Source organism: Massilia aquatica (genome assembly GCF_011682045.1).
In the GTDB taxonomy this organism is placed as follows: Bacteria; Pseudomonadota; Gammaproteobacteria; order Burkholderiales; family Burkholderiaceae_D; genus Telluria_A; species Telluria_A aquatica.
In genome coordinates this window covers 26,183-39,435 of record NZ_VVIW01000027.1, presented here as the reverse complement: position 1 = coordinate 39,435, position 13,253 = coordinate 26,183, and the positions used below count along the sequence as shown (strand labels likewise).

The window sequence follows — 13,253 nt, the reverse complement described above, 5'->3', positions numbered from 1 at the left end:
TTAGTGCGAAGTCAGCGATGCCTTGACGGCATCGAGGAAAACAGCATTTTCTTCAGGTGTACTCACGGTCACGCGGATGCATCCGCCCAATCCGTTCATTTTACTCACATTTTTGATCAGTACCTTGGCCGCATCGAGCCGTGCGACGGTGGCGTCGGCGTCCGGCAGGCGCACCAGCAGGAAGTTGGCGGCCGACGGGAACACGGTCACGCCGGGCAGCGCAGCCAGGTCGGCCGCCATTTTCTCGCGCGCGTCGATCAGCAGGGTGGCCTGGTCGTTCAACACCTCGATATGATCGAGCGCGAATTCGGCGGCGGTCTGGGTCAGCACATTGATGTTGTACGGCGGGCGCACCTTTTCGAACTGCGCCAGCAGCTTGGGGGCGGCGGCCATGTAGCCGAGGCGGATGCCGGCCAGGCCCAGTTTCGAGACGGTGCGCATGACGACCATGTTCTCGAACTCGGGCAGGCGCTCCATGAAGGAGGTGCGCGCGAACGGACCATAGGCTTCGTCGACGACGACGATGCCGGACTCGCCGACGGCGCGGATGATCTCGACCATCTCGTCCGGGTCGAACAGGTTGCCGGTCGGGTTGTTCGGGTAGGCCAGGAACACCAGCGCCGGCTTGTGCTCGGCGATGTTGGCGAGCATGGCCGCTTTGTCGAGCGTCATGTCGGCGCGCAGCGGCACGCCCACGAATCGGGCGCCGGCCAGCATGGCCGAACGCGAAAACATCACGAAGCCGGGCGTCGGCGCCAGGATCACCGGGTGGCGCGCGCCGCCCGAGACGGCGGTGGCCATGATCGAGATCAGTTCATCGGAGCCGTTGCCGAGAATGACGTCGTAACCGCCCGGGACGCCCAGACGCGTGCAGATCTTCTGTTTGAGCGTGGCGTTGCTTGGCAGAGGATAGCGGTTCAGGACCGCGGCGGTCAGGCGCTGGCCCAGTTCTTCGCGCAGGTGGGCAGGCAGCGAGTAGGGATTTTCCATCGCGTCGAGTTTGATGAAGCCGTCGGCGTCGGCGACGACGTAGGCATGGTCGGCCTGGACCTCGGGACGGATCGTGTTGGCGATCAGCGTGTCGATGAAACTCATGCTGCTTTGCTCCTTAAGGTGGATGGTTCTTCTGCCTTCGCGGTCTTTTTGGATGGTTTACGCTTCTTGACCATTTCCTGCTCCGGCGGCGAGGCCAGGCGCGCTGCAATAATCTCGCAGTAGGCGGCATTGAGCTCGAAGCCGACAAAATTGCGCCCACAGCGCTTGGCCGCCATGGCCGTGGTGCCGCTGCCCATGAACAGGTCCATCACCACGCCGTCCGGCGGGCAGGAAGCCTTGACCATGCGCTCGATGATCTCGAGGGGCTTCTGGGTCGGGTGGTCGGCCCGCTCCGGGTGTTCCTTGTGCAGGCGCGACACGCTCCACAGATCCTTCGGGTTGTAGCCCACTTCCAGCCACTTGGCGCCGACGAAAATCGAACGCGACCGGGCCTTCTTGGTGGCCGCGTCGTAGGGAATGCGCACGGCGTCCAGATCGAAGTAGTAGTCCTTGCGGTTCACAAAAAAGCCGATGGTGTCGTGCACCGAACTGAAACTGCGTACGCTGCCGCCCATCGACGGTACCCGGCGGTCCCAGATAATTTCGTTCATCATCGTCATGCGCTGCTTGAGCATGACGAAAATCTCGGGCGAAAAGCGCCACGTCAAAAAAATGTACAGGCTGCCGTTAGGCTTGAGCTTGGGCAGCGCCCTGGAAATCCATTGCTCGGTCCAGGCCAGGTAAGCGGCCACGCTTTGCTGGTCGGAGTCGTTGCCGTAGTCCTTGCCCAGGTTATACGGCGGGTCGGTCAGAATCAGGTCGATGGAACCATCCGGGATGCGCGCAAGTCCACTCAGCGCATCCTCGCAAAATACCTGATTGAGCCAGTCGCTCATGCCGCCGGTCGCAATCGCAGTTCGGCGCTGCGGGCGTGCGCCTGCAAGCCTTCGCCGTAGGCCAGTTCGGCCGCGATTCTGCCCAGCGTTTGCGCACCGGCTTCGCTGACGAAAATGACGGAGGAACGCTTCTGGAAGTCGTACACGCCCAGCGGCGACGAGAAGCGCGCGGTGCGCGAGGTCGGCAGCACGTGGTTCGGGCCGCAGCAGTAGTCGCCCAGCGACTCGGACGAAAAACGCCCGAGGAACATGGCGCCGGCGTGGCGGATCTTGTCGGCCCACTGCTGCGGATCTTCCGCCGAAATTTCCAGGTGCTCGGCGGCGATGGCGTTGGCGATGTCGCACGCTTCCTGCATGTCGCGCACCTTGACCAGCGCGCCGCGGTCGGTCATCGAGGTGCGGATGGTGTCCGCGCGCGGCATGGTCGGCAGCAGCTTGTGGATGCTCGCTTCGACCTTCGCAATGTAGTCGGCGTCCGGGCACAGCATGATGGCCTGCGCCAGTTCGTCGTGCTCGGCCTGCGAGAACAGGTCCATCGCGACCCAGTCCGGGTCGGTGGTGCCGTCGCACAGCACCAGGATTTCGGACGGCCCGGCGATCATGTCGATGCCGACCGTGCCGAACACGCGCCGCTTGGCCGCAGCCACGTAGGCGTTGCCGGGGCCGACGATCTTGTCGACCGGGGCGATGGTGGCGGTGCCGTAGGCCAGCGCGCCGACAGCCTGGGCGCCGCCGATGGTGATCACGCGGGTCACGCCGGCAATCGCGGCGGCGGCCAGCACCATCTGGTTCTTCACGCCGTCCGGGGTCGGCACCACCATGATGATATCAAGCACGCCGGCCACCTTGGCAGGGACGGCGTTCATCAGCACCGACGACGGATAGGCCGCTTTTCCGCCGGGGACGTAGATACCCACGCGGTCGAGCGGGGTGATCTTCTGGCCCAGCAGCGTGCCATCGGGCTCGGTGTAGGTGAAGCCGCGCAGTTCTTCTTTTTGCCGTTCGTGGAACACGCGAATCCGTTCGGCCGCCGTTTCCAGCGCCGCGCGCTGGGCGGCCGGCAGCGCATCGAGCGCCGCCTGCAATTCGGTTTGCGGCACGTCGAAGGCGGCCATGCTGGTCGGGCTAGCGGGAATGCGGTCGAATTTGTTGGTGTACTCGAGGACGGCGGCGTCGCCGCGATGTTTGACGTCATGCAGGATCGCCGCCACCGATTTTTCAATCGCTTCATCGGTGGACGCTTCGAAGGCCAGCAGGGTATCGAGGCGTTGCTTGAAGTCCGGCTGGGCCGAATCGAGGTGGCGGATCTGGATGGTCATGATAGTCGTTTCTAAAAGCTTTAGTTGTTCAGGCGCGAGGCGCGTTCGAAGGCGTCGAGAATCGGTTGCAGGCGCTTGCGCTTGAGTTTGAGCGCGGCCTGGTTCACCACCAGGCGCGAGGAGATGTCCATGATCTCTTCGACTTCGACCAGGTTGTTGGCGCGCAGGGTGCTGCCGGTGGAGACCACGTCGACGATCGCGTCCGACAGGCCGACCAGGGGCGCCAGTTCCATCGAACCATACAGCTTGATCAAATCGACGTGCACGCCCTTGGCGGCGAAGTGCTCGCGCGCGGTCTGGACGAACTTGGTGGCCACGCGCAGGCGCGCCCCCTGGCGCACCGCCTTGTCGTAGTCGAAGCCGGCGTTCACGGCGACCGACATGCGGCATTTGGCGATGTTCAGGTCGATCGGCTGGTACAGCCCTTCCCCGCCGTGTTCCAGCAGCACGTCCTTGCCGGCCACGCCGAAATCGGCGGCGCCGTACTGCACGTAGGTCGGCACGTCGGACGCGCGCACGATGATGACGCGCACGTTCGGATCGTTGGTCGCCAAAATCAGCTTGCGCGAGGTCTCCGGGTTTTCGGTGACGGTGATGCCGGCCGACGCCAAGAGGGGCATGGTGTCGTCGAAGATGCGGCCTTTCGACAGTGCCAGGATCAGCTGGGAGTTGGCCGGGTTACTGAATGTGCTCATTGATGTTTTCTCTGGCTTCTTTACTTGATGCGGACGATATCGGCACCCACCGCCGACAGCTTCACTTCCATGCGGTCGTAGCCGCGGTCGAGGTGATAGATGCGGTCGATAATGGTGGTGCCTTGCGCGGCCATGGCGGCGATCACCAGCGAGGCCGAGGCGCGCAAGTCGGTCGCCATCACGGGCGCGCCCACCAGCTTGTCGACACCCTTGACGTGGGCGGTGTTGCCCTCGGTCTGGATCGCCGCGCCCAGGCGGTTCATCTCCTGCACGTGCATGAAGCGGTTTTCGAAAATCGTCTCGGTGATGCGGCTGCTGCCGGAGGCGATGGTGTTTACCGCCATGAACTGGGCCTGCATGTCGGTCGGAAAACCCGGGTATTCGGTGGTGCGGAACGAGACCGGCTTCGGACGGCCGCCCATCTGGGCGCGGATCGAATCGGGACCCATGGTCATGACCAGGCCGATTTCGCGCAGCTTGTCGAGCGCCACATCGAAGTAGTCGGTGCGGGTGTTCTTGAGCAGGATGTCGCCGCCGGTGGCCGCAACGGCGCACAGGAAGGTGGCCGCTTCGATGCGGTCGGAAATCACCGCGTGCTTTGCGCCGTGCAGTTCAGCCACGCCCTGGATCACCAGGCGGTCGGTGCCGATGCCTTCAATTTTGGCGCCCATGGCCACCAGCAGGTTGGCCAGGTCGGTCACTTCCGGCTCGCGCGCGGCGTTTTCCAGGATCGTTTCGCCTTCGGCCAGGGTCGCCGCCATCAGCAGGTTTTCGGTGCCGGTGACGGTGATCATGTCGGTGCGGATGCGCGCGCCCTTGAGCTTCTTGCACTTGGCGTAGATGTAGCCGCCTTCGATGGTGATCTCGGCGCCGAGCGCCTGCAAGCCCTTGATGTGCTGGTCGACCGGACGCGAACCGATGGCGCAGCCGCCCGGCAGCGAGACCTTGGCTTCGCCGAAGCGCGCCAGCAAGGGGCCGAGCACCAGGATCGAGGCGCGCATGGTCTTGACCAGTTCATAGGGCGCCTCCAGGGTGGTGATGGCGCTGCCGTTGAGGGTCACGCGCTCGTCGTCCTGGCTCACCTTCAGGCCGGTCTGGGCCAGCAGCTTGAGGATGGTCTTGACGTCGTGCAGGCGCGGCACGTTCGACAGTTCAAGGTCGCCCGAGGTGAGCAGACCGGCGCACAGGATCGGCAGGGCCGCGTTCTTGGCGCCCGAAATGACGATTTCCCCTTCGAGGCGTTTGCCTCCGACCACTTGGAGCTTGTCCATGCTTATTATCCTTTTAACCTTGGTATTCTTCGGGGGTGAGCGTTTTCATCGACAGCGCGTGGATTTCTTCGCGCATGCGCTCGCCCAGCACAGCGTAGACGATCTGGTGGCGCTGGATCGGGCGCTTGCCGGCGAACGCCGGCGAGACGATGACGGCGGTGAAGTGCTGGCCGTCGCCGTCCACTTCGAGGTGGGTGCATTCGAGACCGGCGCTGATGTAGCCGTGAATAAGTTCTGGTGTGGTAGCCACGATAGGTTCCTCTGATTAGTGGCGCAGGTTGTAGCCGCGCTTGAGCAGGTTGATGGCGATACCCGCGAGTACCGCGAAAAAGGCCGACACGATCGCAAGACTGGTCCACGGCGAGACGTCGGACTGGCCGAAGAAACCGTGACGGAAGCCGTCGATCATGTAGAAAAACGGATTGAAATGCGACACGGTGAGCCAGAATGGCGGCAGCGAGTGAATCGAGTAGAACACGCCGGAGAGGAACGTGGCGGGCATGATCAAAAAGTTCTGGAACGCGGCCAGCTGGTCGAATTTTTCGGCCCAGATGCCGGCGATGACCCCCATGGTGCCGAGAATGGCGGCGCCGAGCAGCGCGAAGGCCAGGATCCACAGCGGCGCGGAAAACGACAGCTTGGCGAACCACACGGTGGCGATGAACACGCCGGCGCCGACGGTCAGGCCGCGCACCACGGAGGCGAGCACGTAGGCCGACAAAATCTCCCAGTGCGACAGCGGCGGCAGCAGGATGAACACCAGGTTACCGGTGATCTTGGACTGGATCAGCGAGGACGAGGAATTGGCGAAGGCATTCTGCAACACGCTCATCATCACCAGGCCGGGAATCAGGAAGGCGGTGTAGTTCACGCCGCGCACGTTGACGTGACCTTCGAGCACATGGCCGAAGATCAGCAGGTACAGCATGGCCGTGAGCACAGGCGCGAGCACGGTTTGCGTGGCTACCTTCCAGAAGCGCAGCATTTCCTTGTAGAGCAGGGTCTGGAAGCCCACCGAAAACATGTTCATAGCGTGCCCTTGTCCATAATCTGCAGGAAGATGTCTTCCAGGTCGGCCTGCTGCAACTGCATTTCGTCGATGACGGCGCCGGATTCGCGCAGGCGCGCCAGGATCTGTTCGACTTCGCCGTATTCGTTCACGCGCAGGCTGTACTTCATGCCGCCGCCATTGCCGTTACCGTTATCCCGTTCGTCGTGCGACACCAGATGGCGCAGGTCTTCCGGCAGCACGCCGCTGGCCAGGTGCACGATCAATTGCGAACCCGAGATGCGGCGGATCAGGGCCGACATGGTGTCGAGCGCGACCACCTTGCCGCCCTTGAGCATGGCCACGCGCTGGCACATCGCTTGCGCTTCTTCCAGGTAGTGGGTGGTCAGCACCACCGTGTGGCCTTCGCGGTTCAGGCGCGAGATGAACTTCCACAGCGTCTGGCGCAGTTCGACGTCGACGCCGGCGGTCGGCTCGTCGAGCACGATCACGGGCGGCTTGTGGACCAGCGCCTGGGCCACCAGCACGCGCCGCTTCATGCCGCCAGAGAGTGCGCGCATGTTCACATCGGCCTTGTTGGTCAGGTCCAGGTTGCCCATGACCTCGTCGATCCACTTGTCGTTGTTTTTCAGGCCGAAGTAGCCCGATTGCAGGCGCAGGGTTTCGCGCACCGTGAAGAAGGGATCGAACACCAGTTCCTGCGGCACCACGCCGAGCTTCTTGCGCGCTTCGCGGAAATCGGTGACGACATCGTGGCCGTGAATGGCGACCGTACCCGCATCGGGGCGGATCAGGCCGGCGATGGTGGAGATCAGGGTGGTCTTGCCGGCACCGTTCGGGCCGAGCAGGCCGAAGAACTCGCCTTCTTCAATCGTCAGGGAGACGCCACCCAAGGCTTTGAGGGCCTTGTAGCTTTTCTCGACGTTGGTAATTTGAATCGCTGTCATGCGTCTTTTTTGGGTGAGCAAATGTCTATACAGCATGCAGAGACATTGCGGGGTGAGCCGTCAATTATAGGGGAAATCGGGAGAAACAGAGTTGCCCAGGGTTACAGGCAGGGGGAGTGGAGAGGCGAATGCGCCTCTCCAAAGGCAGGATCAATGGTGCTGCAGGTTGGCGGGAGTGTCCACCAGGAAGGCATCGACGCCGTACAGCGCGGCCAGGCTTTTCAGGCTGTCCGGAAGATTGACATAGGACAGCACCACGCCGGCGCTGCGCGCGGCGCGCTGCCAGGCGAGCAGGACCGCGACCGCGGACGAATCGGCCACCTTGACGGAGCCGAAATCGAACACGGTCTGGCCCGCCTTGATCGCATCGTAACCCTGGACCAGTGCCGCCTTGGCGTTGTGCACGGTCAGGGTATCGATGTTCTCGAGCTTGTTGGTTTGAACCACGGTTTCAGCCCTATTATTTAAGCGGCTTGGCCAGCGGCTTGGCGGCCAGCTTCTTGTTGCGCTCGGCCAGGGTCTTGATCAGGCCATCGATGCCGGACTTGTTGATTTCCGATGCGAAGGTGCCTTTGTAGGTTTCCACCAGCCACGCGCCCAGCACGTTGATGTCGAAAATCTTCCAGCCGGTCGGGGATTGCGCCAGGCGATAGTTCAGGGTCACAGGCTCGCCGCGGGCGACGTTCACTTGCGAACGCACTTCGACTTCCTTGTCTTCCGGCGCGGCGCGCAGCGGCTTGAACTCGACGGTTTCATTCTTGATCTGCGACAGCGCGCCCGAGTAGGTGAAGATCAGCAGGGTGCGGAACTCGTTCGAGAGCTGCTTTTGCTGCTCGGGCGAGGCATCGCGCCAGGCGCGGCCGGCGGCCAGCTGGGTCATGCGCATGAAGTCAACGTGCGGCAAGATCTTGCTTTCGACCAGGTCCATGACCTTTTTCTGGTTGCCGGCCTGGATGTCCTTGTCGGCCTTGGCGGTGTCGATGACGTCGGCGCTGATGCGTTTGACGAGCGCGTCCGGTGCTTCGGCAGGGGCGGCAGCAGTGGCGCTGGTGGCGACAGCTACGGTCGCGAGGGCGATAAGTTGTTTGATCAGTTTCATAAGCTCTTTTCGAAAAGGTTGCGTGTTTACCAGTACTGGACTGTGCGTTGACAGCCCAGTTTAACGGTTAACTACTTCGAGGGCGTTTCGGATGACACCGCCGGCGCGGCAGGGGCCGCTTCAGGCGCCGGCGTCGGAGCCGGCGCGGTCGGCGTGGCCGCCGGCGCCGCATCGGTAGCCGGCGCGTCGTCGGCGTAGGCGGCGCGGATGCTATTTGCGTCGGCCGGGCCTTCGTTGGCTTCTTTCAGCGCCTTGCGCGAGCTTTCGCCGTCGAACACCTGGCTCTGGCGGCGTTGCAGGAAGCCGTCGCGGATGAATTCGTAACGGTCGAGTGCGGCGCCTTCCAGCAGGTTCGAGGCATCGAGCAGGTTGGCGCGGGTATCGATCACGCGCACCGCAGTGCCGATGTTGCGGGTCGAGACCGGATCAACGTAGGACCAGCCGTTGGCGGCCATGTCCACCGGCAAGCCGGAGGTATCGCGCACGGTGGACGGGCCCAGCAGCGGCAACATCAGGTACGGGCCGCTCGGCACGCCCCAGTAGCCGAGGGTCTGGCCAAAGTCTTCGTTGTGCTTTTTAAGGCCCGCTTCGGAAGCGATATCGAACAGGCCGCCGATGCCGAAGGTGGAGTTCAGCGCAACGCGGGTCCAGTCGGACATGCCTTGCTCGCCCTTGCCTTGCATCAAATTGTTGGCGCCGGTCCAGACATCGGACAGGTTGCCGAAGAAATTGTTCACGCCGGTTTGCACGAAGCTCGGCAGCACCTTCTTGTAGGCGGTGGCGGCCGGTTTCAGCGCGACCTGGTCGATGGTGTCGTTCACCTTGAACATGGTGCGGTTGAACGGCTCGAGCGGGTCGCGCGGATTGTTGGTGGCGCAACCGCTCAGGGTGGCAATGGCCACCAGGGCGGCAGCGCTGACGCGCCAGGTCGGGGCGCGGTTCGGCTTCATGAATGTCATTGCTCTTATTCCTTTCCGTCGGCCGCCTTGCTGTAGATGAACTGATTAATCAGGTCTTCCAGCACGGTGGCAGATTGGGTCGTGTTAATGCGGTCACCATTGACCAGCTTGTTAGCATCGTCGTTACCTGCCTGAATACCGATGTACTGTTCACCGAGCAGGCCGGCGGTGAGGATCTTGAGCGAGCTATCTTTCGGGAAGTTATAGCCTGTCTCAAGTTCCAAGGTTACCAGCGCCTGATACGTTTTGTCATCAAACTTGATATCGCCCACGCGCCCGACCACCACGCCGGCGCTTTTCACCGGTGCCTGCGGCTTGAGCCCGCCGATATTGTCGAACTTGGCCTGGACCAGATAGGTCTTGCCGAACGACAAAGTACTCATATTGCCGGCCTTGAGGGCCAGGAACAGCAGCGCTGCCAGGCCCAGCAAAACAAACAGGCCGACCCAGACGTCGATGGATTTACGATGCATTTGATTTCCTAACTCGTGTTATGCGGCGCTGTGCCGCCAGATTCAATAGTTGAACGGTATTTAGTTAAACATCATCGCGGTCATCACGAAGTCCAGACCCCAGACGGTCAGCGACGCGATCACAACGGTACGGGTGGTGGCGCGCGACACGTCTTCCGGCGTCGGCTGGGCCTGGTAGCCCTGGAACAGCGCGGTAAAGGTGACGGCAATGCCGAACACGAAGCTCTTGATGATGCCGTTGACGACATCGTGCTGCACATCCACGTTCGCCTGCATCTGCGACCAGAACGCGCCTTCGTCCACGCCGATCAGCTGCACGCCGACCAGGTACCCGCCCAGCACGCCGACGGCGCTGAAGATGGTGCCGAGGATGGGCATGGCAATCACGCCGGCCCAGAAACGCGGCGCCAGCACGCGCTGGACCGGGTTAATCGCCATCATTTCCATGGCCGAGAGTTGCTCGCCGGCTTTCATCAAGCCGATTTGCGCGGTCAGCGAGGTGCCGGCGCGGCCGGCGAACAGCAGGGCGGTCACGACCGGCCCCAGTTCGCGCACCAGCGCCAGCGCGACCACCTGGCCGAGCTTCTGTTCGGCGCCGTAGGGCGTGAGCGTGATGTAGCCTTGCAGGCCGAGCACCATGCCGACGAACAAGCCCGAGACAATGATGATCACCAGCGAATAATTGCCGATGAAGTGAATCTGTTCGGAAATGAGGCCGGGACGGCGCAGCGCGCCCGGGGTCACGCCCAGCAGGGTGAAGAAGGAGCGGGTGGCGAAGCCGACGCTGGCGATGTTTTCGCGCACCGACTGGCCGATGGCGCCGAGGAAGTTAGCGATCACTTGCGCTCTCCCAGGCCCAGGTCCTCGGCCAGCGACTTGCCAGGGTAGTGGAACGGCACCGGGCCATCGGGCGCGGCGTTGACGAACTGCTTGACGTAAGGGTCGTCGGAAACGCGCATATCGGCCGGCGTACCCTGGGCAACAATCTTCCCAGCGGACATAAAGTACACATAATCAGCGATCGCAAAGCACTCGTGCACATCGTGCGACACCAGGATCGAGGTGGAACCGAGTGCATCGTTGAGCCTGCGGATCAGGTTGGCGGTGACGCCCATCGAAATCGGATCGAGGCCGGCGAAGGGTTCGTCGTACATGATCAGTTCCGGATCGAGCGCAACGGCGCGGGCCACGGCCACGCGGCGCGCCATGCCGCCGGAAATCTCGGCAGGTTTCAGCTTGGCGGCGTTGCGCAGGCCGACCGCGTTGAGCTTCATCAGCACCAGGTCGTGGATCAGCTCTTCCGGCAGGTCGGTGTGTTCGCGCAGCGGGAAAGCCACGTTCTCGAAGACCGACAAGTCGGTGAACAGGGCGCCGAACTGGAACAGCATGCCCATTTTGCGGCGCAGGCGGTACAGGTTATCGGTATCGAGTTCGTGGACGGTCTCGCCGGCCACGGTGACGAAGCCTTTTTGCGGGCGGATCTGGCCGCCGATCAGGCGCAGCACCGTGGTCTTGCCACAGCCGGAACCGCCCATGACGGCAACGACCTTACCGCGTGGGAAGTCCATCCGGAGGTTCGACAAGATCGAACGGTCGCCGTAAGAAAAATGTAGATCGCGGATTTCGACAAGATTAGACACGGCACTGTTCATATTTGGGAATGGCGTATTGTAGTGCAGAAAGGGCAATCCCTGCTGAGAGGGCCCCGATCCACAATGGGTGCGCGAGGCCAGAATACAACACTACTGAACGGCGGGTCAGATATTTTTGAATGTAAGTACTTGTTTTTGCTGGGATAGTGGTGCGGAGAGAATTGGTTCGAAGACGTACTTATTACTCATGCCCAACAATGCGTTTATGTAACTTTACATTACTTCATGCATACAGCGAAGGTGAAATAAGTCAAAAAAGAGACACTTTTATCGCTCGACCAATGAGCCGTCTCTCCCGCGCCAAGGCGGCCCTCGGCGGGGGGCCATTGCAGCTTTGATCATAGGCGCAATGGACCCCCGCCTTCGCGGGGGAGACGGTGTTAAGTACTCGGGCCGCAATCAGCGCGGCAAGACTGACTCGCCCATCAGGAACTCATCGACGGCGCGGGCGCACTGGCGGCCTTCGCGGATCGCCCATACCACCAGCGACTGGCCACGGCGCATGTCGCCCGCGACGAATACCTTCGGCACCGACGTGGCGTAGCAGCCGTCGCCATCGGTGGTGGCCTTGGCGTTGCCGCGCGCATCTTTTTCGACGCCGAAGGCATCGAGCACCTGTTGCACCGGCGAGACAAAGCCCATCGCCAGCAGCACCAGGTCGGCCTTCATCTCGAATTCGGAATTCGGCACTTCGATCATCTTGCCGTCCTTCCACTCGACGCGGCAGGCGATCAGCTTCTCCACCTTGCCGCCCTTGCCTTCGAAACGCTTGGTGGCCACCGCCCAGTCGCGCTCGCACCCTTCTTCATGCGAGGACGAGGTGCGCAGCTTGGTCGGCCAGTACGGCCACACCAGCGGCTTGTTTTCCTGCTCGGGCGGCTGCGGCATCAGTTCGAACTGGGCGACCGAGGTGGCGCCGTGGCGGTTCGAGGTGCCGACGCAGTCGGACCCGGTATCCCCGCCACCAATGACCACGACGTTCTTGCCGCTGGCCTTGATCTGGTCCTTGAGCTTGTCGCCGGCGTTGACCTTGTTTTGCAGCGGCAGGAAGTCCATGGCGAAATGCACGCCCTTGAGCTCGCGCCCCGGTACCGGCAAGTCGCGCGGCTGCTCGGCGCCACCGGCCATGACGATGGCGTCGAAGTCGTTTGCCAGGTCTTCCGGGAAAATCGTTTCCTTGGCCCAGTTGTTGACCGAGGCAGGGAAGTCTTTGCCGACCAGCACGCTGGTGCGGAAGGTCACGCCTTCGGCTTCCATCTGCTTGACGCGCAGGTCGATGTGGGTTTTTTCCATCTTGAAGTCGGGAATGCCGTAGCGCAGCAGGCCGCCGATGCGGTCGCTTTTCTCGAACACGGTGACGGCATGGCCAACCCGCGCCAGTTGCTGCGCCGCCGCCAGGCCGGCCGGACCGGAACCGATGATCGCCACTTTCTTGCCGGTCAGTTTTTCCGGCGGCTGCGGCACCACCCAGCCGTGCTCCCAGCCGGTGTCGATGATTTTATGCTCGATCGACTTGATGCCGACCGGGTCGTTGATGATGCCGAGCGTACAGGCCGACTCGCACGGCGCGGGGCAGACGCGGCCGGTGAACTCGGGGAAGTTATTGGTCGAGTGCAGGTTTTCCAGCGCGGCGCGGTAATTGCCGTGAAAGACCAGGTCGTTCCAGTCGGGGATGATGTTGTTGACAGGACAGCCGCTGTTGCAGAAAGGGATGCCGCAATCCATGCAGCGCGCCGCCTGCACCTTCGCTTGCGGGTCGCTCAGGTGCAAAACGAATTCCTTGTAGTTCTTGACGCGCGCCGCAGGCTCGAGATAGCCCTCGTCCTGACGCTTGAATTCCATGAAGCCGGTAATTTTACCCACGATGTTTTTCCTTGTGTTCTATGCGGCGGGCAACA

15 protein-coding genes are annotated in these 13,253 nt (G+C 62.4%); all 15 read right to left on the bottom strand.

The window, feature by feature from the left end; translation table 11 throughout:
- The 15 genes from hisC to F1609_RS28660 all read right to left on the bottom strand — a co-directional run bounded on the left by hisC (position 1) and on the right by F1609_RS28660 (position 13,218).
- Positions 1-1,095: a histidinol-phosphate transaminase gene (gene hisC / locus F1609_RS28730; RefSeq protein ID WP_167080483.1), complete on the bottom strand. Its 1,095-nt coding sequence runs from the start codon at positions 1,093-1,095 to the stop codon at positions 1-3.
- The gene (locus tag F1609_RS28725) at positions 1,092-1,931 is read right to left on the bottom strand and encodes a DNA-methyltransferase (protein WP_167080480.1); all 840 of its coding nucleotides are present in this window, start codon (positions 1,929-1,931) and stop codon (positions 1,092-1,094) included. The genes hisC and F1609_RS28725 overlap by 4 nt, the downstream gene beginning before the upstream one ends.
- On the bottom strand, positions 1,928-3,250 hold the full coding sequence (gene hisD / locus F1609_RS28720) for a histidinol dehydrogenase (RefSeq protein ID WP_167080477.1): 1,323 nt from the start codon (positions 3,248-3,250) through the stop codon (positions 1,928-1,930). Before hisD ends, F1609_RS28725 begins: the two co-directional genes overlap by 4 nt.
- 20 nt (positions 3,251-3,270) lie before the next feature.
- Positions 3,271-3,945: an ATP phosphoribosyltransferase gene (hisG, locus tag F1609_RS28715; RefSeq protein WP_167080475.1), complete on the bottom strand. Its 675-nt coding sequence runs from the start codon at positions 3,943-3,945 to the stop codon at positions 3,271-3,273.
- 20 nt (positions 3,946-3,965) lie between these two features.
- Complete coding sequence (gene murA / locus F1609_RS28710) at positions 3,966-5,216, bottom strand: UDP-N-acetylglucosamine 1-carboxyvinyltransferase (RefSeq protein WP_167080473.1); 1,251 nt, start codon at positions 5,214-5,216, stop codon at positions 3,966-3,968.
- Between the two features lie 13 nt (positions 5,217-5,229).
- Entirely contained in the window at positions 5,230-5,466 is a 237-nt protein-coding gene (locus F1609_RS28705; protein ID WP_166874824.1) for a BolA family protein, read from the bottom strand.
- Between the two features lie 15 nt (positions 5,467-5,481).
- Positions 5,482-6,246, bottom strand: coding sequence for an ABC transporter permease (locus F1609_RS28700; protein ID WP_167080471.1), 765 nt, complete (start codon positions 6,244-6,246; stop codon positions 5,482-5,484).
- On the bottom strand, positions 6,243-7,172 hold the full coding sequence (locus tag F1609_RS28695; protein WP_167080469.1) for an ABC transporter ATP-binding protein: 930 nt from the start codon (positions 7,170-7,172) through the stop codon (positions 6,243-6,245). Before F1609_RS28695 ends, F1609_RS28700 begins: the two co-directional genes overlap by 4 nt.
- A 150-nt stretch (positions 7,173-7,322) precedes the next feature.
- Positions 7,323-7,619, bottom strand: a complete 297-nt coding sequence (locus F1609_RS28690) for an STAS domain-containing protein (RefSeq protein ID WP_167080467.1) — start codon at positions 7,617-7,619, stop codon at positions 7,323-7,325.
- A 13-nt stretch (positions 7,620-7,632) separates the two neighbouring features.
- On the bottom strand, positions 7,633-8,271 hold the full coding sequence (locus F1609_RS28685; protein ID WP_167080465.1) for an MlaC/ttg2D family ABC transporter substrate-binding protein: 639 nt from the start codon (positions 8,269-8,271) through the stop codon (positions 7,633-7,635).
- Positions 8,272-8,342: 71 nt separating this feature from the next.
- Positions 8,343-9,230: an MlaA family lipoprotein gene (locus F1609_RS28680; protein ID WP_229422121.1), complete on the bottom strand. Its 888-nt coding sequence runs from the start codon at positions 9,228-9,230 to the stop codon at positions 8,343-8,345.
- Between the two features lie 5 nt (positions 9,231-9,235).
- A complete protein-coding gene (gene mlaD / locus F1609_RS28675; protein ID WP_166885667.1) occupies positions 9,236-9,703 on the bottom strand; it encodes an outer membrane lipid asymmetry maintenance protein MlaD in 468 nt (155 codons plus the stop codon).
- A 60-nt stretch (positions 9,704-9,763) separates the two neighbouring features.
- Positions 9,764-10,543: a lipid asymmetry maintenance ABC transporter permease subunit MlaE gene (gene mlaE / locus F1609_RS28670; RefSeq protein ID WP_166885669.1), complete on the bottom strand. Its 780-nt coding sequence runs from the start codon at positions 10,541-10,543 to the stop codon at positions 9,764-9,766.
- Positions 10,540-11,343, bottom strand: a complete 804-nt coding sequence (locus F1609_RS28665; RefSeq protein WP_167080463.1) for an ABC transporter ATP-binding protein — start codon at positions 11,341-11,343, stop codon at positions 10,540-10,542. Before F1609_RS28665 ends, mlaE begins: the two co-directional genes overlap by 4 nt.
- 411 nt (positions 11,344-11,754) lie before the next feature.
- Positions 11,755-13,218 carry a glutamate synthase subunit beta gene (locus F1609_RS28660; protein WP_167080461.1) on the bottom strand — a complete coding sequence of 488 codons (1,464 nt, stop codon included), beginning with the start codon at positions 13,216-13,218 and terminating at the stop codon, positions 11,755-11,757.
- Positions 13,219-13,253: the final 35 nt, after the last annotated feature.